We start from the raw sequence: 19910 nt of genomic DNA on the forward strand, positions 1-19910 counted from the left end.
AAAGCATTCGTTTAGGTACTGCCTACCCTCGAGATTGCTCCGCAGCAGACGACGCCACGCAAGTTCTCCTGGATCTCGGCGGGTCCGGCCGACTGTCCCGGCGGCTGCCGATCGAGGCGACCGCGCCAAAGCGGGGGGCGGGTGGATGAGGCTATAATTTCACGATCATGAAGTTATGTCTTACTAAGGCGCCTTTGGAAGGTGCAAAGCATGGGCCGCAAAGTCAGTTCATGCTTCAATATCGGCTGGGCCGATGCGACAGGCATTTCATTGGAACTGGTGTACTTGCAGCGCCGTAGCGCCTCGGTCGGCACCCACAGTCGCCCGCGCTGTTCTGCCAAAATCAGGTCATCGCGATTCTGCTGGCAGGTTAAATGATGACCAACGGACAACGCGGAGGCGGTGCAAAGCGCTTCGGAACCGGGCGGATCGTGTTGTGGCGCGGCGGCAGTGTCTGGCTCGGCCATGCGGAGGAGAAAACCGGGTCCCATGCGCATCACGCCATCCAGGTGACGCTCGCGCTATCCGGTGGGGCGATGCGTATCCAGACTCCCGGGAAAGACTGGGCTGCCTATACGGCGGCGATCATTTGCGCCCACCAACCGCACGCCTTCGAGGCTCGGTGCGAACTTGTTGCGCTCATTTTCATCCCGCACTTTCAAGCGTATGTTCGGCGTGCTGGCCGGCGGGATCAGCGTCCAGCGCGTCTAGGCGAACTTAGCCGTTTCGTTCAAGCCGCCCGTCTTCAGTGGTCGCACACTGGCGTCTCGTTTCCAACAGAAAGGAGCATTGCCATGAATACCACGACCCAATCCCCCTGCGATTGCGCTGCTTGCCCCGGCGCCGGCTGCGACTGCGGTTGCCAGACAACCGCTGAGCAAAATCCGTGCGCCTGCGGAACTGGATGCACCTGCGGGCCGCATTGCCAGTGCGGAACTGGATGCGCCTGCGCTCCCGCGAAGGCCGAATAGTGCTCGAAGCGCCTCTGTAAAGTCCTCATTCCCAAACCGACGCCATGAGACGGGCCCATGCGGGGCATGGGCCGCCCTGCGGCATCTTCAGCATTCCCGATTGGGCGAACGAAAATCTGCTATCAAGGATCGACACGCCTCGAAAGCCTGCTCTCATACTCTCATTCATTGGCATTCTTTCCCTGGTTGCGTGCATGCCGCCGGCGTCGCGAGCGCGATCGCATGCACGCGATTCACATACCGTCACCTGAGGACGAGGCATCGCGCCAGTTGATGCGCGAGCGAGGGCAACTGCAGGAGGAAGTCCTGCAGCACCCCGACCGGATGCGCAAGTTCCTGGCCACGCTCGGCTGCTGGGATGCGGTTGATCACCGGGCCTTCGCCGACCGGCTCGAGCGCGAGGAGGTGCGCTGTCACGACGGTGCGCCGTTACCGCGCGAGTTGCGTGAGCGGTTACTGCGCGAGTGCGAACGGCTGGCACTCGTCGAACAGCAACTTGCCGCGCTGGAGAAGACGCGACAGACAAACGTACCAGCACCCGCGCGCCAGCGTTGCGATGCGCTGGCGCGCCTGAAGGGGATTGGCGAAGTGGGCGCTTCGCGCCTTGCCCTCGAGCTGTTCTGGCGGGAGTTCAACAACCGCCGCGAAATCGGTGCGTGCGTCGGCCTGGTGCCCCAGCCGTACGACAGCGGCGAGAGTCGGGTATCAGCAAACAAGGCAACCGATGGGTACGCACGCAGCTTATCGAGACCGCCTGGCAGTGGCTGCGCTATCAGCCCGGAAGTGTGCTGACGTAGTGGTTCAACCAGCGCTCCCAAGGTACGGGCCCCAATCGTCGGGCACGGCGGATCGCCATCGTCGCGGTGGCGCGGCGACTGGTAATTGCGCTATGGCGCTACCTGAAGGATGGCGTAATTCCTGATGGTGCACAGATGAAACCGGCTTGAGCCCATATTGCAGGCGATAGTAGATAGTGAAGGCGCGACAATCGGATCACTTACTGTTGCCGTGGTTGAAGTGGACATGCCCGTCCGCCCCCATGCGTCGCTACTACCCGACCAGGTGCACTGGGTCGACCAGGAGTCCGGCGAGATCATGAGCAAACGTCTTAAGCGAGCAGTCTTTCTGGAGCATTTTGCCAATCGCGAACCTTGCCTAATCGGCATGGAAGCCTGCGGCGGCTCGCAGCACTGGGCGCGGCGCCTTGTCGCAATGGGGCACCAAGTGAAGCTGATGCCCGCCAAATTCGTCAAGGCCTTCAACATTGGCAACAAGAACGACCCGGCCGATGCGCGTGCAATCTGGCTAGCGGTGCAGCAGCCCGGAAAGTCGGTGGCAGTGAAAACTGAAGGGCAGCAGGCCGTGCTGGCACTGCACAGGATGCGGCAACAACTGGTCAAGTTCCGCACGATGCAGATCAACAATCTGCGCGGTCTGCTGACTGAGTATGGCGAAGTGATGGGCCTGGGCCGCACTGCGCTGGACAAGGCGATGCCGGTTGTGCTGGCACGGGTCGCCGAACGCCTGCCGGCCGTGCTGATCGACACGCTGCGAGAGCGGTGGAACGGTCTGGGGAAGCTCGACGAGCAGATCGCCGGGATCGAGCGACGGCTGCGACAATGGATGCGAGAGGATAAGGCTGTCAAGGCGATTATCGACATCCCGGGCATCGGCGTGCTGACAGCGACCGCAGCGGTGGCGACGATGGGAGACCCCAAGTCATTCAGATCGGGGCGCGAGTTTGCAGCCTGGCTCGGTTTGGTACCCAGATAAACGGGTTCCGGCGGCAGGGTGCTCTTGCTGGGGATCAGCAAGAGAGGGGATACGTATCTGCGCACGCTGTAGATTCACGGCGCTCGCGGTGTGTTGTACAACGCGAAGGATCCCGGGCAATGGGTCGAGCGCATCGGAAAACGACGACCACCGAACGTTGTACTCGTAGCCTTGGCTAACAATATGGCTCGTATAATCTGGGCGATCCTTTCCCATGATCGGCACTACGAGAAGGATTTCGTAAGCGTGAAACCCACATGAACGGCGTGCGCCGAGCAGAACACAATAACCGTCTGCATCGCGAGGGACATGTTGAAGCGGTTGCGTTGGCGATTGAGTGTGATGACTAATCAGGTCGGACCGTGACTTGCTAAACCTGTATATGACAAAGAGCTTCGAGCTCTTACGGGAAATGAGGTGCGAGTCAGCGAATTTCATCGGGGCCAGGCGCGTAGGAGCGCCAACGCACAGGCCGTATGTATATAAGCAATCCATCTCCTGCGCGCCGTAGAGCAAGTCATTTGGCAAAGAGGGGGGGCCATGTATAAAGCTGCAACCCAACCTAGTCAGGTCAGAGCGCACAAAGGCCCTCGCAAACGGGAGACAGAGTCATATCAGCTTGGTCTCCGAGTCAAACTTCGGACTAGCGAAACACGAAAACCGGGATCCGGCAATGCGTCAGGACTTTCTGGGTTTCACTGCCGATCAGTAGCCCCTGCAGGCCGGCTCGGCCATGCGACGCCATGACAATGAGGTCACAGTTACGTTCCTCCACGGTCCGGATGATCGCCTCATAGGGGTGATTGTGGGTAACGCTGATCGTCTCGCATGCCACCTCCGCTTCATGTGCCGCTTGTGCGACCACCGCCAGGTATCGCTCCGCATGCATTTCGGCAAGTTGTGCGTAGCGCTCCTGGCTATCCTCCAGCATGTCGATCCGATGTGTGAAGACATGGAATTCCGGGATGACATGCAATCCAGTGATCCTCGCCTCAAATGCCTTGGCGAGTGTCACCGCCATGCGCACAGCAGCGTCGGAGAGTGCCGATCCATCGGTGGGCACCAAGATATGCTGAAACATGTTGACCTCCTCATGGCCGGCCGGGCCATCCGCCTTGCCCCCTGGCACGCGTTACGAACTTAATGGTATGACAAGCGTTCCTGCTCTGACGTGACGCGCTCCTCGATTCTCTGATCAGGGGAACAGGGGGACTCGTGGCGGTGTAGCTCCCTTGTCAGCCTTGGTGCTTCGACAATTTGGTGTCTCCGCCTGGGCGGCAAGATTTCGCCTTCAGCCTAGCACTGCAGCAACCGTCAACAAAGGGCCGGCGGCGACAGCGGTACGCTGAGCGAGAAATTCTACGGCGTTGATCGCAATGGGAGGATTGCTCACCTGCGACAGCGGGATGTTGCAGCGCCGCATGCCATCGGTGTACAGATATTCCGATGACCTCCTGAACCAGGATCTGATCCCAGACCGCATGTACAGCGCGCGGTACGCCAGGAAGACGGGCAAGCGAGCCCTCGTCAGCGACAAGAGGCTTTCGTGGCATAAGCGCGACGATACTTCCGTCGCTTTGATTCCACGGTCCTCTTGCCCCCTTCCGAGCTGCTTCGTCGTGGCTTGCTGTTTGTCATGCCGGGCTGTCAACCCAAGCCTATATTTGACACAGTGCCAATCGTGCTGCGCGACGCACCGCGATGATTTTGCTAACAGGAGCGCAAGATGAACGACATCCGATCCGATTTCTCCATGCGCAAGGACGCATTGGCCCGCGACGTCGATACGCTGATGGCCGACGTGCAGGCGCTCCTTCATGAAGTCAAAGCCGAAACCGGCGTAGGGACCAGCCTTGAGCGCCACGCACTTAAAGCCCGGCAGCGCGCGCTGCAGGACCGCCTCGTTGCACTGCGCGATGAGGGCCGCGCCAAAGTCTCCGAGTGGGCGACAACGACCGATCGCTACGTTCATGAGCATCCGTGGCAAAGCATGGGTACCGTGGCCGCCATCGCGGCAACCACAGGCGCTATCGTCGCGCTGGCTGCCAGCCACCGTTAGGCATTCGTGACTGCGGCGCCGGCATGGCAGTGACACGTGGTAGTCCCGCATGGGACACGTGGTGTTTGCCATGCCGGCAAATGGCTGCAGCCCCTTGCCGGAAGCAATTCAGGGACGGCCGACATTTGGCGGTCTGGCTCGGCCAGGTGCCTCGCCAGTGCTCTTCGGGAGGCAAGCCTCGTCTGCACGGCATTAGCCGGCGCGGCGACACTGTGGTTAAACCAGCATCCTGACGCCTGTTTTTCGTGCCGGCCGCCGTGTCCGGCGAGCCGTGAATTCGATAAGGCCAGGATGCGCGGATCTCATCGAGGCTGCGGGCGTGCTTCGGCAAGCGCCCATTGGGCAAGCCGGATACATGCATGCAGATCGTTTCGACATCACGAGCAAGAAGCCTGCAAAAGGCGTCGGATCCATACATGCCAGGGGCACCGGCGGGGCACTCGCTTCATTGCCGCGGCGGTGAGCGGGGCGGTCTGGTTCATCCGGAAGGCGTGGCGCAACACGACAAGGTAGAGGGCGCCCAGACTCAGGCCGAGATTGACATCATCACACTGCTCTCCAAACAGTGCTCGATGTGCCCACCGTCAACTGGGTTGACCGCCGAGGAGCAGAGCTTCCTGAGTATGCGGACCGCGTCCGCATCGCAGGGCAAGCCTGCAAGCGGGCCTGACTCGGTGACGGTGGAGACCTTACGCGGCACGTCAGCCCTGCCCGGCGGCCGATTCCCACAAGCTGTTCGCTACCCTTTCTATGCATTCCATGGCGCATCGCGCCATTGGCGAAGGTGTGCGCCCCGTCAGCGAGACGATCCCGGGGCGTACGATCAGTTCCGGAGCATCTTTGACCTCAAGTCTGACCAGAGTGCCGGCATCGACGTCCGCCACGACGAGGGCACGGGTACATGCCAGTACCGTTTCCGTGCTGAGCGCCACCGTGCGCAGGATGGCGAAGTTGTCGCATTCCAGCGCCGGCACGGCGGCGCTGGGTGACTGGCCCAAGGCTGCGGCCAGGGCGGCCTGCATCATGGCCGGGGGCGTCGCCGATGCCAGCCCGAATTGCCAGACTTGCGCGAAAGCACAGCGATTGCCAGCCAGCGGATGACCTGCGCGAGCGTAGAACTCGACCTGCTGCGGGGGCAGCAGCCGGATAGTCAGTGCGGCTTCCCTGGGAAGGTCATTGGTGTCTGAAACAAAGAACTCGATGCTTTCCGCGCGCAGCCGTTCCAGCAACTGCTTCCAGTTGCTTTCAACCACCCGCAAGCCGACCTTGGGGTGGCGCTGGCGCAGCTCGGGCAGCACCCGCGGCATCAGCGTGACCGCCGGAAACGGCCCGACCCCGAAGGCCGTGTCGCCGAGCTCGACATCCCGGTAAAGATCGATATCGCGCTGCAGGCAGCGGGCATCGAACAGCAGCTTGCGCGCGCCCTCGATCACAAACTGCCCGGCGGGTGTCGGGCGCACATCCGCATCGCCCCGCTCAAATAAACGCAAGCCCAGTTCCGCCTCAACGGCCTGGATGCTGCGGCTGAACGCAGGCTGGCTGAGATGCACGCGCGCGGCGGCGCGCGCGAAATGCAATTCATCGGCGAGGGCGAGAACGTGGGTGAGACGGCGGAGATCCATACTGGACGCATTGCGTCAGACACATTGATCGGATGCTGATTATGCATTGGACGAATCGGTGCGGCAATCCTAAAGTCAGCGCATCAAATCCCGGCAACGAACGGGACGGCCCGGATGAAGGGAAACGGAGACAACATGAAAGTGCTGGACAAGTTCTACATCAACGGCGCGTGGGTAGCCCCGTGCGCCGGTGCAACCTACGCCGACATCACCGATCCGGCGACCGAGATGGTAATCGGCAAGCTGACCATGGGCAACGCGGAGGACGCCGGGCGTGCCGTGCAGGCCGCCACGGCAGCGCTGCCGGCGTGGTCCGGCACCACGCGCGAGGCCCGTATCGGGCTGCTTGAACGCGTGATGGCGTGCTACCAGGCGCGCCTCGGCGAACTGGCGCAAGCGGTGCGACAGGAGATGGGTGCCCCGTCGACCCTCTGCAACACGCTGCAGGCGCCCATCGGACTCGGCCAGATCCAGGCCACCACCGAAGCTCTGCGTCACTTTGAATTCGAAAGCGAGCGCGGCCGCAGCTGGATCCGGCGCGAGCCGGTCGGCGTGGCGGCGCTGATCACGCCATGGAACTGGCCACTGAACCAGATCGCGGCAAAGGTGGCACCCGCGCTCGCGGCGGGCTGCACGATGGTGCTCAAGCCGTCAGAGATCGCGCCGCTGGATGCCGTGCTGTTCGCTGAAATCCTGCACGAGGCCGGCGTGCCCGCAGGCGTGTTCAACATGGTATTCGGAGACGGCCGGGTGGTCGGGGCCGCGCTGTCGTCGCATCGCGATGTGGACATGATTTCCATCACTGGCTCGACCCGCGCCGGGGTGGAAGTGGCCATCAACGCCGCGCCGACCGTCAAGCGTGTCGCGCAGGAACTGGGCGGCAAATCTGCGCTGGTCATTCTCGATGACGCCGACCTGCACGCCGCCGTCGCGAGCGGCGTGGCACAGGGCATGATGAACGCGGGCCAGACATGCATCGCGCCCACGCGCATCCTGGTTCCGCGCCACTGCTACGAAGACGCGGTGTCCATTGCCGCGGCAGCGGCCAACGCCATCCGCGTGGGCGATCCCGCCGATCCGGAAACCGCCATGGGCCCGATCTCCAACCGCGCTCAGTACGAGAAGGTGCAGCGCATGATCCGCGTCGGCCTGGAGGAGGGCGCGCGGCTGGCTGCGGGCGGACCAGGGCGTCCGGAGGGACTCGAACGCGGATTCTATGCCAGGCCGACCATCTTCGCCGACGTCCGCAACGACATGGCAGTCGCACGCGAAGAGATCTTCGGGCCAGTGCTGGTGATGATCCCCTACGACGGCGAGGAAGCGGCGATCGCCATCGCCAACGATACCGATTACGGCCTGGCCGCCTACGTGGCGGGCACGGACCCGGAGCGCACACGCCGCGTGGCGGCGCGGCTGCGCGCGGGCGCCGTCCTCCTTAACGGCGCCATGCTGGACATCGCCGCGCCATTCGGCGGATGCAAGACCTCCGGCAACGGGCGGGAATGCGGGCCGGAAGGACTGGCTGAGTTCCTCGAGATCAAGACGGTGACGTCGCTCTGATCGGGCACGCAGCCCGCCGTCCGACGCGGCGCGCGTGCCGCGGCTCCCCACGCTGTCCCACTGACGATGTCCCCGGCGGCCGCCCGCGATGGCGACCCGCCGCGGCGACGTGCACCTTGCTGGAGAACGCATGAGCACCTCTTATCAACCGGCCATGGCGTGGCGCACCGCCTTGCTGCTGGTGGTCTACATGGTTATCAATTTCGCCGACAAGATCGCGGTCGGCCTACTGGCCGTGCCGATGATGACGGAGCTGAACCTGTCGCCCGCGCAGTTCGGGCTGGTCGGCAGCAGCTTCTTCTGGCTGTTCGCCATCGCCGGCGTCAGCGGCGGTTTCCTGGCCAACCGGCTGCCCACGACGGGCATCCTGCTGGCGATGGCGCTGGCCTGGTCGGTGCTGCAAATCCCGATGGCCATGTCGTCCAGCCTCTTTGTGCTCGTGGCGGCGCGCGTGCTGCTTGGTGCCGCCGAAGGGCCGGCGTGGCCCGTCGCGGTCCATGCTTGCTACAAGTGGTTTCCCAACGAGAAGCGCGAGCTGCCGGTGGCCTGCCTGGCGCAAGGCGGCGCCATCGGGCTGCTGTTGGCAGGCATGGCCATGCCGCTTGTGACGGCGCACTGGGGATGGCGCGCCAACTTCTACGCGCTGGCCGCGATCGGCTTTGCGTGGGCGTTGCTGTGGGTCGCGCTCGGCAAGGAAGGCAAGGACGCCGGCGCTGGAAAAAGCGAGACGAAGGAGGGCATGTACGTGCCCTATCGCCGGCTGCTTGCCGAACCGACGGTCGCTGCCTGCATGGCCATGAAGTTCTTCTCCTACTGGGGTCTGGCTCTGACGCTCACATGGCTGCCGGCCTATCTGCAGAAGGGCCTGGGGTACGGCGCGGTCGAGTCGGGACGGTTGTACGCGGCACTCATCGCCATGAGCCTGCCGGTCAGCATCGCGGGATCGTGGCTGGTGCGCCAGCTGCTGGCGCGCGGGGTGTCGTCGAGGACGGCGCGCGGACGCGTCGCCGCGGCGGTCGTTGCCCTGGGCGGCGCGGCATTCGTGCTGGTCTGGCTGGGCGGGCTGCCGCCGCTGTGGCGCGCGGCACTGATCGGCCTCACGCTCGGCCTGACCCAGATCATGTATGCGGTGGGGCCGGCCATCCTGGCGGAGGTTGTGCCGGATTCGCAGCGCAGCGCCGTCCTGGCCATCGACAACTCCATTGCCTCGTTTGCCGGCGTACTGGCGCCGCTGGTCACCGGCTTCCTGGTGCAGGGCATGACGGGAAGCGCGGGCTATGAGGCCGGCTTCGCCATCTGCGGCCTGTTGATGGTGGTCGGAGCGCTAGCAGGGGGCGTGGCGATCGATCCGGCCCGGGCCGCCTTGTCCGTGCGCCGGCATGCGACGCCTGGCTACGGCTATCACGGCGAGGCACCGGCATCGAGCCACTGACAGGCCGTGGCGACTGGCAGGAAAATCAAATCAAGACACTGATTGGAGCAGAGACAAATGACCGCATACAACTTCCCATTGCTGATCAAGCAGCTGCTGGTCACGCCGATCGCGCAGCGCTCGCGCAAGGAGATCGTCTACGAAGACCGCGTGCGCTTTGGCTATCCCACGCTGGTCGAACGCATCGGGCGGCTCGGCAGCGCGCTCACCCGGCTTGGGGTGGGCCGGGGCAGCACGGTGGCGGTACTCGACTGGGACAGCCATCGCTACCTGGAAGCCTACTTCGCCGTGCCGATGCTGGGCGCGACACTGATGAAGACGAACATCCGCCTGTCGCCCGAGCAGATCGCCTATACGCTCGATCATGCCGAGGCGGAGACGCTGCTTGTCAACGTCGACTTCCTGCCGCTGGTCCGGGAAATCCGCGCGCAGCTGCCGCGCGTCAAGCGCCTGATCTGCCTGACCGACGGTAACGTGCCGTCGGACCTCGACTGGGCAGGCGAATACGAGGCGCTGCTCGCCGCCGGCGATCCGGCGCATGCGTTCCCGGAGTTCGATGAGAACACGCGCGCGACGCTGTTCTACACCACGGGCACCACCGGCCAGCCAAAGGGCGTCTCGTTCAGTCACCGGGACCTCGTGCTGCACAGCCTGACTGCGCTGGCGACGCTGTCGCAGGCCGGCGGGAACGCGCGTTTCTCGCGCAACGAGGTGTACATGCCATTGACACCGATGTTCCACGCGCATGCGTGGGGCTTTCCGTACATCGCCACGCTGTGTGGCTGGAAGCAGGTCTACCCGGGCCGCTACGAGCCGTCGAAGCTGTTGAACCTGTTCCGCAAGGAAGGCGTCACCTTCTCGCACTGCGTGCCGACCGTCCTGCACATGGTCCTGTCGGCGCCGGCTGCGCAGGACGTTGACTTTGGCGGCTGGAAGGTGGTGATCGGCGGCAGTGCCTTGTCACGCGCCCTGTGCAGGCAGGCGCTGGCGCGCAACATCGACATCTGCTCGGGCTATGGCATGTCGGAGACCTGCCCGCTGCTGAGCCTGGGCCAGATCAAGACCGACATGATCGGAGACATTGCCGACCCGCAGGCGCGACGCGAGCGTGAAGTCGACGTGCGGGTCGGTGCCGGAATCCCGGCGCTGCTGGCGCAGATGAAGGTCGTCGACGCTGACATGCAAGCGGTGTCGGTGGATGGGGTATCCGTCGGCGAAGTGGTGGTGCGCACGCCCTATCTGACCCAGGGCTACCTGAAGAATCCCGATGCCAGCGCCGCGCTGTGGGAGGGTGGCTGGATGCATACCGGCGACATCGGCCGCTTCGACGCGGATGGCTACCTGCATCTGGTGGACCGGGCGAAGGACGTGATCAAGAGCGGGGGCGAGTGGGTGTCGTCGATCGACCTCGAGGATGCCATCGCCCAGGTTGTGGGTGTCTCCGAGGTGGCCGTGATCGGCGTGCCGGATGCCAAGTGGGGAGAGCGGCCCATGGCGCTGGTGGTGCCGCGCGCCGGCGGCGCGCCGCTGGACGCCGACGCCGTGCGCAACCACCTTTGCACACTGGCGGAGGCGGGAACGATCTCGAAGTACGCGATTCCGGAGCGCATCCTGCTGGTCGACCAGATCGACAAGACCAGCGTGGGCAAGCTCGACAAGAAGCGCCTGCGCGAGCGTTACAAGCCGGCCTGACCGGCGCTGCGCGGCGCAGGATGACGGTCAGGCGCTGAAAGGCGCAACTATCAATGGCGCGGTCCGGTAAGCCCCGGATCGGCTGCCTCAAGGGAGATTGGAATGAGCGAACAAGCATATGCGGCCGCGCCGAATAGTCCGGCCATCATCCGCCCGGGTATCCGGAAGGCCTCGTTCACGGTGGAACCCGTCGCGCCGTGCCTCGGGGCGGAGATCGGCAACATCGATCTCCGCATGCCGCTCGAGGACGACCAGTACCTGGCACTGCGCGCGGCGCTGTTGAAGCACAAGGTGCTGTTCTTCAGGGACCAGGACATCAGTGCCGCGCAGCAGGTCGAGCTGGCGCGGCGGTTTGGCGAACTTGAAGTGCATCCCGTGTTTCCCCACCACCCCGACCATCCGGAGCTGGTGATACTGGGAGGCGATAGCACGCAGGCGGCGCGCGAGAATATCTTCCACACCGACGTGAGCTGGCGCAAGCGTCCGTCAATGGGTTCGCTCCTGCGCTGCCTCGAATGTCCGACGGTCGGGGGCGATACGCTGTGGGTGAACATGGCTGCGGCACATTCCGGCCTGCCCGCGGCGGTGCGTGAGCGGATTGCCGGCCTGCATGCCGTGCATGACATCCTGCCGGCCTTCGGTTCGCGCATGACTACCGAGCAGCGCGAGGCCCGCCGCCAGGAATTTCCGCCGGCGACGCATCCCGTCGTGCGCACGCACCCCGAGACCGGCGAACAGATACTGTATGTGAACGAGGCGTTCACCACGCACCTTTCGAACTACCTGGAACAACACGAAGGCCAGTATCGATTCGGGTTTGATTTCAGGATCGAGGAAATGGACCTGCTGCATTACCTGTTCCGCCAGGCGAGCGCGCCGGAATACCAGGTGCGCCTGCGCTGGCGCGCCAACACCATCGCCTTCTGGGACAACCGTTCTACGCAGCACTACGCCGTCCAGGACTACTTCCCCGCGCGCCGTCGCATGCTGCGCGCGACCATCATCGGCGACGTGCCGTTCTGAGGCACTACGACGCCACCACCAACAGGGTTTGCCTGATTACCAGGGAAGGAGATTCACATGTCAAAAGTCGTAGTCGCCGGGGTCGGCATGGTTCCGTTCACGAAGCCGGGCGCCAGCGGCACGTACATCGAGATGGGTTCGGAAGCCGCGCGCATGGCGCTGGGCGACGCCGGCATCCCGTATGACCTGGTGCAGCAGGCTTACGTCGGCTACGTGTACGGCGACTCCTGTGCCGGCCAGGCTGCGCTGTACCCGGTGGGGCTCTCGCAGGTTCCCATCGTCAACGTCAACAACAACTGCTCGACCGGGTCGACCGCGTTGTTCCTGGCCCGCCAGGCGGTCGAGAGCGGTGCGGTGGAGTGCGCGATCGCGCTGGGTTTCGAGCAGATGCAGCCGGGAGCGCTGAAGTCGCAGTGGGATGACCGGCCGGCCCCGCTGGGCACGTTGCTCGATATCACCCGGGACCTCAACCAGGAAGCATCGGCTGCGGGCATACCCATCGCCCTGCTGCAGTTCGGCGGGGCGGGGAAGGAGCACATGGAGAAGTACGGCACCAGGCTGGAAACCTTCGCCGCAATTCGCGTCAAAGCGAGCCGCCACGCCGCCAGCAATCCGCTGGCGATCTTCCGCAAGGTGGTCAGCGTCGAGGACGTGATGGCCGACCCGGTGGTCTGGCCGGGCGTGATGACGCGGCTGATGGCCTGCCCGCCGACCTGCGGCGCCGCTGCGGCCATCCTCTGCTCGGAGGCGTTCGCCAGGAAGCACAACCTGCGCGCTGACGTACGCATCCTGGCCCAGTCGATGACAACCGACAGCCCTAAGACCTTCGAGACCCGCTCGATGATCGAGGTCGTGGGCTTCAGCATGGCGCAGGAAGCCGCGCGACAGGTATATGAGAGCGCCGGCGTCGGCCCGTCGGACATCCAGGTTGCCGAGCTGCACGACTGCTTCGCGCACAACGAGTTGCTGACCTACGAATCGCTCGGCTTCGCGCCGGTAGGCGGCGCCGAGAAGTTCGTGCTGGACGGCGACAACACCTATGGCGGCAAGGTCGTGACCAACCCGTCGGGCGGCCTGCTGTCGAAAGGCCACCCGCTGGGCGCGACCGGCCTGGCGCAGTGCTATGAGCTGACCCGTCAGATCCGCGGCATGGCTGGCCCGACGCAGGTCGAGGGCGTGAATCTGGCGCTGCAACACAACCTCGGGCTGGGCGGCGCCTGCGTGGTGACGCTCTATGGTCGCGGCTAGGACAAGGTGGCGCCGGGTGGCGGCGCCACCGGACATGAACTGGGAGACCCACACATGGCAGACAAAAGCCTCATAGGCAGCAAGATGTCGGCGGGCACCGTCGACGTGGAGAAGGGCCGCCTGCGCTTCTTCGCCAAGGCGATCGGCGAAGCCGACCCGATCTACACCGACGAATCCGCCGCGCGCGACGCCGGCCATCCGGCTTTGCCGGTGCCGCCGACCTTCCTCTTCTGCCTGAACAGCGAGGTGGGCGAGCTGCGCAAGACGTTGGAAGTCCTGCAGATGGACCTCGGCCGAATCCTGCACGCCGAGCAGGCCTTCGACTACCACCGCATGGCCTATGCCGGGGACGTACTGCACTTCGAGACCAGGGTCGCGGACGTCTACGACAAGAAGGGCGGGGCGCTGCACTTCGTCGTGCAGGAAACCAGCGTCACCAACCAGAAGGGAGACCGCGTTGCGGAGCTGCGCAGCACGCTGGTCGAGCGCCGTGGCTGAGGAGACGTTCCAGATGCAAGCACCGCGCTACAACGACGTGAAGGTGGGCGACAAACTGCCCGCCCTAGCCTTGCCGGCCACCAACCGCACCACGCTGGCGCTGTACGCTGGCGCCTCGGGCGACCACAACCCGATCCATATCGACATCGACTTCGCCCGCCAGTCGCGCATGCCGGACGTGTTCGCGCACGGGATGCTGTCGGCCGCCTACCTCGGCCGCCTGCTGACCGGCTGGGCGCCACAGGCGGCACTGCGCAACGTCGCGATCCGCTTCACCGGCATCACCCACCTGGGCAACCAGCCGACCTGCACGGGTGAGGTGGTCGAGAAATTCGAGGCCAACGGCGAGAAGCGCGTGAAGGTGGCGATCAGGTCGACCAACCAGTATGGCGAGGACAAGCTGGTTGGCGAGGCCATCGTCGCGCTGGACTAACCCATTGTTGTCTCCCCGTCCCCAGGCAGGAGAGGGGAGCAGAACCGAACAGAGCATCCAAAGGAAAACCCAAATGACCAAACTCGCAGGCAAGTCCGCCATCGTTACCGGCTCGGGCCGCGGCATCGGCCGTGAAGTGGCCCTGAAGCTGGCGTCCGAAGGCGCGCGCGTAGTGGTGAACGACCTTGACGCCGAACCGGCGCACGAAGTCGTCGAACAGATCCAGTCGCAGGGCGGCGAGGCGGTGGCCTGCATCGGCAGCGTGACCGCTACCGACTTCGCCGACCGTCTGGTGGGCACGGCAGTCAGTCACTTCCAGAGCATCGACATCATCGTCAACAACGCCGGCTACACCTGGGACAACGTGATCCAGAAGATGAGCGACGAGCAGTGGTACGCCATCCTGGATTGCCACCTGACGGCACCGTTCCGCATCCTGCGCGCGGCCTATCCGGTCATCAGCGCTGCCGCCAAGGCCGAGGCTGCGGAGGGCCGCGAAGTGTTCCGCAAGATCGTCAATATCTCGTCGGTGGCCGCCGGCGGCAATCCAGGCCAGGCCAACTATTCGTCGGCCAAGGCCGGCATCCTTGGCATGACCCGGGCGCTGGCCAAGGAATGGGGCCGCCTGAAGGTCAATGTGAACGCCGTCGCCTTTGGCCACATCGAGACCCGCCTGACCGTGCCGTTCGCCGGCAAGGAAAGCGCCACCGTCAATATCGAAGGCCGCGAGATCAAGGTCGGCATCAGCGAGGCGCTGGCCGAGCAGTCGAAGAAGTTGATCCCGCTCGGCCGTCCGGGCACCGCCGTTGAAGCCGCCGGTTCGGTCTACATGTTCTGCCAGCCCGAGTCGAACTATGTTACCGGCCAGGTGCTGGTCTGCGGCGGCGGCATCGGCAGCGTCTGAGACGAAGCAAGGGGAACCAGCATGCTCGAAAACTACCGTTCGCCGTGGATGGATGAGGACCTGGACGCGTTCGCCGGTGCGGTGCGGCGCTTCTGCAAGGACATCATCGAGCCCAGCGAGATGAAATGGCGTGCACAGCACCACGTCGACCGCGCGGTCTGGCTCAAGGCCGGTGAACTCGGCCTGATCCTGCCCGACGTGCCCGAGGCGTACGGCGGCGCAGGCGGCACGGTGGCGCACGCGGCGGTGGTGATGCGCGAGATGGGCTACGCCGGCAGCACCGGCTTCGGCTATGGCATCAATTACCTGGTGGGCCACTACCTGGGCAGCTATGGCACCGAGGCCCAGAAGCAGCGCTGGCTCCCAGGCATCGCGACCGGCCAGATCATCACGGCCGTCGCCATGACCGAGCCGGGCACCGGCTCAGACCTGCAGGGCGTGCGCACCACGGCGAGGAAGCGTGCCGACGGCAAGTACGTCGTCAACGGCGCCAAGACCTTCATCACCAACGGACAGATGTGCGACATGGTGGTCGTGGTCGCCAGGACCGGCGACCAGCAGGGCGCCAAAGGCATTTCGCTGCTGATCGTCGATGCCAGCAACCCGGGCTTCCGCCGTGGCCAGTGCCTCGACAAGGTGGGCCAGGACTCCGGCGACACCTCCGAGCTGTTCTTCGATGACTGCGTGGTGGAGGCTGACGCGCTCCTCGGCGGCGCGGAAGGCCAGGGTTTCTTCCAGCTCATGGGCCAGCTTCCGTACGAACGCGCCATGATCGCAGTGGGAGCCGCCGCGCAGATGGAGCGGGCCCTCGAGTTGACGGTGGCGTACGTGAAGGAGCGCAAGGCCTTCGGCAAGGCGTTGATCGAGCAGCAGAACACCCGCTTCGTGCTGGCCGATGTCAAGGCCACGGTGACGGCCTCGCGCGCCTTCGCCGATCACATCATCCGCCACTGGATCGACGGCACGCTCGACTCTTCGCTGGCCTCGATGGGCAAGTTCTGGCTGACCGAGCGCCAGGGCGAGGTGATCGACAAGTGCGTGCAGTTCTTCGGCGGCTACGGGTACATGCTGGAGTACCCGATCGCGCGCATGTACGTCGACGCGCGCGTGCAGCGCATCTACGGCGGCGCCAACGAGATCCAGCGCGAGCTGGTGGCGCGTTCGCTGTAACGCCCGGCACGACTGAACGATCGTCAGCGGGCTGCCGCGCTCCAACCTGGTGACTATGCGCGCCTTCGCCGAGGCGTGGCCGGATGCCGCAAATTCACCTCGAAGCGAGCGGCGACGACTCTTATCTCGATCTGCAGTTCTATCAGCTGATAGCTGCGCTGCAATATCGTCATTGAACTGAAGACTGGCGCCTTTGAGCCAGAGTATGCAGGTCAGATCAGTTTCTATCTGTCGGCGGTTGATGCCCTGATGAAAACTGAAGCCGACCATCCTACCATCGGGCTACTGTTATGCCAGGGAGCACAACCGGCTGGTGGTCGAATACGTGCTGCGCGGCATGGGCCAGCTGATTGACGTGGCCCAGTACCAGTTCGTTGCGGAACTCCCGGCTGAGCTGCAGGAAAGCCTGCCGAGCGTCGCGGCTGGTGGCGTCGTCGACAAAGACCAGCAGCGTGCAGGCCGGCGCCCGGTCCTCGAACCAGGCGTGGTCGCTGCCGTCGATCTGCACCAGCTCACCGAGGCAGGCGCGGCGATTGCGCAACTGGTGCACCCTGGGCGGGCGCAGCTTCCTCGGCACCCAGAAGCCGGCGTCGATCATGATTCGGCGCACGCATGCCGGCGAGATCTCGATGCCATGGCGCTCGCGCAGCTTCTCGGCGGCCAGGGTCGGGCCGAAGTCGGCGTAACGGTCGCGGAACAGGCCCCGCACGCGGGATTCCAGACCCGGAGGCAACTGATTGTGGCCAGGCTGACCCCATTTACGGGAGACGAGGCCCTGGGGGCCGTCCTGCCGGTACCGCTGCACCAGCCGCTCGACCTGGCGCTTGGAAAGGCCGAGCTTCTCGGCGGCGCGCCAGACCATCAGACCGTCTTCGACGACGGCCTGGATGACCTTGCAGCGGTCCAGCTCCCGCATACTCATGGTGATCGGGTCGGCCCATGGTCGCGCTCCAGGCTAGACGGCAAAGCCGCCAGCTTGGCACGCTCCGGGACGGGGTACGACATTTGAACTTAACCCAAGTACGACATTAGAAAAAACGGCATAATAAGTGTTATTTTAAATTGGTACGCAACATAACAAAATTGGCTCTGCGGTGCGATCCGTGTTCTGTAAAGCAGCTTGGAGTAAACAAGCCGACCGGTGGCGCTCCGTTGCCTAGACGGGATGCAAATCGACGCGTAGCGGCATTCAGAGGCCGAACCAGTTCGCCAGCCGCAAACCAGCCAATTCCGCAAAATCCTTTGTGTTACGCGTCACCAGGGTTAGCCCGTGCGCTATCGCAACCGATGCAATCTGCCCATCCACGAATGGCAATGTGAATCCAGCCCGCTCGCGCGACTGGCGCAGCTCTGCGTGGATCCGCGCTCCGGCAGCGTCATAAGGCAAGACTGGCAAAGTGCCCACGACATCTTGTACAAAACGGCCAACAGCGTCCTTCCGTTGGCCATCCGGCATGCGCAACCAACCAAAGCGGAGTTCGTGCCAGACCGGGGCTGGAATGGCTAGCTCCCCCTCGTAGCGGGCCAAATTTTCCATTACCGCGACCTCAGGTCTCGGCCGCATGGCCTCTGAAACAATGTTGGTGTCCAGCAACCAACTCACGGCGCTCACCATGAGAATTCTCTTCCCCCATCGGGTTGACGTAATTGCGCAAAGGGATCGCTCTCATCCTCCCCTGTCACATGCCTTTGGCGCCACTCGGTCAAACGCGCAGAAAAGCCAGAGGAAGACCCAACCAGCTGTCGATATTGTGACCACGACATCAAGACGCCGGCAGCCTGCCCGCGCCGGGAGATCATTAGGGGCTCTTGTGCCACTTCTACACCCCGGAGCGCATCAGCGAGATGCGCTCTTGCCTCAGAGAACGGGATAGTTCGCATGGAAAGTGCTCCTGGCTTGATGTGTACATTTAAATTGTACATCATGGGGGGTCAAGCAGAGTTCCAAGTCAACGGCCGCTCCCTGTCAGCGTTGCACGCTCCGAGGGGGCGACGATTCAATGGCCGGCGTGTATTGGGTAACGCCGGCGCGTACTGCACGTATGGCCGCTTCCTGAACCAGAGGCGGCGCCGTGAAGTCCGGCTCGCCGATGCTCAGATGGATCACCGGTTTGGCTCGGGCGGCCTCGGTAGCGGCCAATTGTGTAGCCGCCTTGGCTACCTCCATCACGTAGAACGGCTCGATGTGAGCAGCACGCTTCGAAATCTTCATCGAATATCTCCATCCGGGAATGCGCCGCTCTTATGTGGCTCACTGGGGATCATTGTGTGCCAGGCGACGTAAGGGCCACGGAACGGTGGGGCGCTCGCGCCGGCAGGCGTGGGTCGAAACGAGAATTCTCGTGACCTCGTGCGGACTGGACAATATGGCTTACAGAGAATGTGTTTTGCATCCTGCGTAAGAATTGAAGCGCTTTCCATCCGGTTGCGCCGCAAGACGGAACCGCTGCCATTGAATGCGTCTTTCAGGGTATCTCAGGCGAGATAGTGACCTTGGACGGCGAATCGAATCTCACATAGCCTTCGGGAAAGGAGGGGCGAGGTCCCGCTCAATCCCCCACGTGCGCAAATCTCCGCAGCGCGCCAAGGTCCATAATCTGGATCGCCCCGTATTCCACCGCGATCAATTTGGCGTCAGCCAAATCGCGAAGTGCACGATTTGTGTTCTGCCGCGATAGTCCAGACAGGCGTCCTATTTCCTCTTGGGATAGACCCAAGATCCTGTCAGTAGCTGGATAGAGCTGCTGATTGAACATCTCGGCCAAGCAGAATGCCACTCGCGCTGAGGCTTCGTGCAACCGTAAGTTGTGTACCAAACCGACGTAGTAGCCACAGCGCGCATTGAGCTGGTCTATGACATATCGGCTGAACTGGCTGCTGTGATCGAGCAGCCAGAGAAATGTCGATCTTGGGACGAATGCCTGCCGACTGTCCCGAACTGCCACTACCGAATAGGGTCGGGGCTCTTCCTTTAGGACCGCTCCCTCCCCAAACCAAGAGCCAGCAGGGACGCCCGCGAATGTGACAGTGCGCCCTGCGCTTGAGGCGGTATCGACCTTAATGATCCCGTCCACAACTGCCAACCAGTGGTCAGCGGGATCGCCCCGGTGGCAAACGGTCGAGCCGGCATGATATGAGCGATCAAAGCAGTCGCTCCTTACACGAGCCTTTTGTTCGCCGGAAAGATTCGGATACCACGGCGACCGGGAAAGGAAATCCACCAGGCTCGAAATCCCTGCATCCTCCGTTTCTGTTGAATCACGGAACAGGATCGGTCTTCCCAGCCTGTCTGTGCTTGCAGGCCCTTCGGGCGCAATGCCAAGCCGCTCCACTCGCTCGGCACAGAAGACTCTTAGAGAGTTCATGATGGTAGCGCTACGTCGTCTTGGACGGCCGCAACCAGTGGCGTGCGGCAATCACCATAGATTCCTCGCTCAGCCGTCATCCGGGCGCGCGGCAGCAGAACCGCTCTGATTTCGCATGTCAACACGGGTGGTCTCTTAAGTGAAATTTAAATTCACTTAA

At 63.6% G+C, this 19910-nt stretch carries 16 protein-coding genes and 5 pseudogenes; 14 read left to right on the forward strand and 7 right to left on the reverse strand.

Going from position 1 to position 19910, the window contains the following annotated elements; all coding sequences use genetic code 11:
• Positions 1–1181: 1181 nt before the first annotated feature.
• Together ABNX08_RS35930 and ABNX08_RS35935 are read left to right on the forward strand one after the other, a co-directional pair.
• Positions 1182–1918, forward strand: a pseudogene (locus ABNX08_RS35930) (transposase); the annotation flags it as partial.
• Positions 1919–1994: 76 nt separating this feature from the next.
• Positions 1995–3005 (forward strand): annotated as a pseudogene (locus ABNX08_RS35935) (IS110 family transposase).
• A gap of 382 nt (positions 3006–3387) precedes the next feature.
• On the opposite strand, the gene ABNX08_RS35940 reads toward ABNX08_RS35935, so the two are convergent.
• The gene (locus ABNX08_RS35940) at positions 3388–3825 is read right to left on the reverse strand and encodes a universal stress protein (protein WP_349605391.1); all 438 of its coding nucleotides are present in this window, start codon (positions 3823–3825) and stop codon (positions 3388–3390) included.
• A gap of 645 nt (positions 3826–4470) precedes the next feature.
• On the opposite strand from ABNX08_RS35940, the gene ABNX08_RS35945 reads away from it, so the two are divergent.
• Both ABNX08_RS35945 and ABNX08_RS35950 read left to right on the forward strand, forming a co-directional pair.
• A complete protein-coding gene (locus tag ABNX08_RS35945; RefSeq protein ID WP_349605390.1) occupies positions 4471–4803 on the forward strand; it encodes a DUF883 domain-containing protein in 333 nt (110 codons plus the stop codon).
• Positions 4804–4904: 101 nt separating this feature from the next.
• Positions 4905–5024 (forward strand): annotated as a pseudogene (locus ABNX08_RS35950) (transposase); the annotation flags it as partial.
• 480 nt (positions 5025–5504) lie between these two features.
• On the opposite strand, the gene ABNX08_RS35955 reads toward ABNX08_RS35950, so the two are convergent.
• A complete protein-coding gene (locus tag ABNX08_RS35955; RefSeq protein ID WP_349605389.1) occupies positions 5505–6425 on the reverse strand; it encodes a LysR family transcriptional regulator in 921 nt (306 codons plus the stop codon).
• Positions 6426–6560: 135 nt separating this feature from the next.
• Between ABNX08_RS35955 and ABNX08_RS35960 the strand changes: the two genes are divergently transcribed.
• From ABNX08_RS35960 to ABNX08_RS36005, 10 genes are all read left to right on the forward strand, one after another.
• Positions 6561–7985 carry an aldehyde dehydrogenase family protein gene (locus ABNX08_RS35960; RefSeq protein ID WP_349605387.1) on the forward strand — a complete coding sequence of 475 codons (1425 nt, stop codon included), beginning with the start codon at positions 6561–6563 and terminating at the stop codon, positions 7983–7985.
• Between the two features lie 130 nt (positions 7986–8115).
• Positions 8116–9417: an MFS transporter gene (locus ABNX08_RS35965; RefSeq protein WP_349605385.1), complete on the forward strand. Its 1302-nt coding sequence runs from the start codon at positions 8116–8118 to the stop codon at positions 9415–9417.
• 57 nt (positions 9418–9474) lie between these two features.
• Positions 9475–11109, forward strand: a complete 1635-nt coding sequence (locus ABNX08_RS35970; RefSeq protein ID WP_349605383.1) for a fatty acid--CoA ligase — start codon at positions 9475–9477, stop codon at positions 11107–11109.
• A gap of 102 nt (positions 11110–11211) precedes the next feature.
• Complete coding sequence (locus ABNX08_RS35975; protein WP_349605381.1) at positions 11212–12132, forward strand: TauD/TfdA family dioxygenase; 921 nt, start codon at positions 11212–11214, stop codon at positions 12130–12132.
• Between the two features lie 57 nt (positions 12133–12189).
• Positions 12190–13380 carry a lipid-transfer protein gene (locus tag ABNX08_RS35980; RefSeq protein WP_349605380.1) on the forward strand — a complete coding sequence of 397 codons (1191 nt, stop codon included), beginning with the start codon at positions 12190–12192 and terminating at the stop codon, positions 13378–13380.
• 54 nt (positions 13381–13434) lie between these two features.
• On the forward strand, positions 13435–13878 hold the full coding sequence (locus ABNX08_RS35985) for a MaoC family dehydratase N-terminal domain-containing protein (protein ID WP_349605378.1): 444 nt from the start codon (positions 13435–13437) through the stop codon (positions 13876–13878).
• 13 nt (positions 13879–13891) lie between these two features.
• Positions 13892–14311, forward strand: coding sequence for a MaoC family dehydratase (locus tag ABNX08_RS35990; RefSeq protein WP_349605375.1), 420 nt, complete (start codon positions 13892–13894; stop codon positions 14309–14311).
• 73 nt (positions 14312–14384) lie between these two features.
• Positions 14385–15215 (forward strand): SDR family NAD(P)-dependent oxidoreductase, encoded by an 831-nt coding sequence (locus tag ABNX08_RS35995; protein ID WP_349605373.1) that lies wholly within the window; start codon positions 14385–14387, stop codon positions 15213–15215.
• Between the two features lie 21 nt (positions 15216–15236).
• Positions 15237–16385: an acyl-CoA dehydrogenase family protein gene (locus tag ABNX08_RS36000; protein ID WP_349605371.1), complete on the forward strand. Its 1149-nt coding sequence runs from the start codon at positions 15237–15239 to the stop codon at positions 16383–16385.
• 177 nt (positions 16386–16562) lie between these two features.
• Positions 16563–16739, forward strand: coding sequence for a PDDEXK nuclease domain-containing protein (locus tag ABNX08_RS36005; RefSeq protein ID WP_374063817.1), 177 nt, complete (start codon positions 16563–16565; stop codon positions 16737–16739).
• 64 nt (positions 16740–16803) lie between these two features.
• On the opposite strand, the pseudogene ABNX08_RS36010 reads toward ABNX08_RS36005, so the two are convergent.
• The 5 genes and pseudogenes from ABNX08_RS36010 to ABNX08_RS36030 all read right to left on the reverse strand — a co-directional run.
• Positions 16804–17307, reverse strand: a pseudogene (locus tag ABNX08_RS36010) (helix-turn-helix domain-containing protein); the annotation flags it as partial.
• A 267-nt stretch (positions 17308–17574) separates the two neighbouring features.
• Positions 17575–18000, reverse strand: coding sequence for a type II toxin-antitoxin system VapC family toxin (locus ABNX08_RS36015; RefSeq protein WP_349605369.1), 426 nt, complete (start codon positions 17998–18000; stop codon positions 17575–17577).
• Positions 17994–18311 carry a type II toxin-antitoxin system Phd/YefM family antitoxin gene (locus ABNX08_RS36020; RefSeq protein ID WP_374063789.1) on the reverse strand — a complete coding sequence of 106 codons (318 nt, stop codon included), beginning with the start codon at positions 18309–18311 and terminating at the stop codon, positions 17994–17996. Before ABNX08_RS36020 ends, ABNX08_RS36015 begins: the two co-directional genes overlap by 7 nt.
• Positions 18312–18366: 55 nt before the next feature.
• Positions 18367–18597 (reverse strand): annotated as a pseudogene (locus ABNX08_RS36025) (aminotransferase); the annotation flags it as partial.
• Positions 18598–18934: 337 nt separating this feature from the next.
• On the reverse strand, positions 18935–19750 hold the full coding sequence (locus ABNX08_RS36030; protein WP_349605367.1) for a Crp/Fnr family transcriptional regulator: 816 nt from the start codon (positions 19748–19750) through the stop codon (positions 18935–18937).
• Positions 19751–19910: the final 160 nt, after the last annotated feature.

This window comes from Cupriavidus sp. DF5525 (assembly GCF_040149425.2).
GTDB classification, from domain to species: domain Bacteria; phylum Pseudomonadota; class Gammaproteobacteria; order Burkholderiales; family Burkholderiaceae; genus Cupriavidus; species Cupriavidus pickettii_A.

Bases quoted from the DNA above. Each gene is read 5' to 3' on its own strand.
- ABNX08_RS35940 (WP_349605391.1), bottom strand. From the start codon at position 3,825: ATGTTTCAGCATATCTTGGTGCCCACCGATGGATCGGCACTCTCCGAC.
- ABNX08_RS35945 (WP_349605390.1), top strand. From the start codon at position 4,471: ATGAACGACATCCGATCCGATTTCTCCATGCGCAAGGACGCATTGGCC.
- ABNX08_RS35955 (WP_349605389.1), bottom strand. From the start codon at position 6,425: ATGGATCTCCGCCGTCTCACCCACGTTCTCGCCCTCGCCGATGAATTG.
- ABNX08_RS35960 (WP_349605387.1), top strand. From the start codon at position 6,561: ATGAAAGTGCTGGACAAGTTCTACATCAACGGCGCGTGGGTAGCCCCG.
- ABNX08_RS35965 (WP_349605385.1), top strand. From the start codon at position 8,116: ATGAGCACCTCTTATCAACCGGCCATGGCGTGGCGCACCGCCTTGCTG.
- ABNX08_RS35970 (WP_349605383.1), top strand. From the start codon at position 9,475: ATGACCGCATACAACTTCCCATTGCTGATCAAGCAGCTGCTGGTCACG.
- ABNX08_RS35975 (WP_349605381.1), top strand. From the start codon at position 11,212: ATGAGCGAACAAGCATATGCGGCCGCGCCGAATAGTCCGGCCATCATC.
- ABNX08_RS35980 (WP_349605380.1), top strand. From the start codon at position 12,190: ATGTCAAAAGTCGTAGTCGCCGGGGTCGGCATGGTTCCGTTCACGAAG.
- ABNX08_RS35985 (WP_349605378.1), top strand. From the start codon at position 13,435: ATGGCAGACAAAAGCCTCATAGGCAGCAAGATGTCGGCGGGCACCGTC.
- ABNX08_RS35990 (WP_349605375.1), top strand. From the start codon at position 13,892: ATGCAAGCACCGCGCTACAACGACGTGAAGGTGGGCGACAAACTGCCC.
- ABNX08_RS35995 (WP_349605373.1), top strand. From the start codon at position 14,385: ATGACCAAACTCGCAGGCAAGTCCGCCATCGTTACCGGCTCGGGCCGC.
- ABNX08_RS36000 (WP_349605371.1), top strand. From the start codon at position 15,237: ATGCTCGAAAACTACCGTTCGCCGTGGATGGATGAGGACCTGGACGCG.
- ABNX08_RS36015 (WP_349605369.1), bottom strand. From the start codon at position 18,000: ATGGTGAGCGCCGTGAGTTGGTTGCTGGACACCAACATTGTTTCAGAG.
- ABNX08_RS36020 (WP_374063789.1), bottom strand. From the start codon at position 18,311: ATGATGTACAATTTAAATGTACACATCAAGCCAGGAGCACTTTCCATG.
- ABNX08_RS36030 (WP_349605367.1), bottom strand. From the start codon at position 19,750: ATGAACTCTCTAAGAGTCTTCTGTGCCGAGCGAGTGGAGCGGCTTGGC.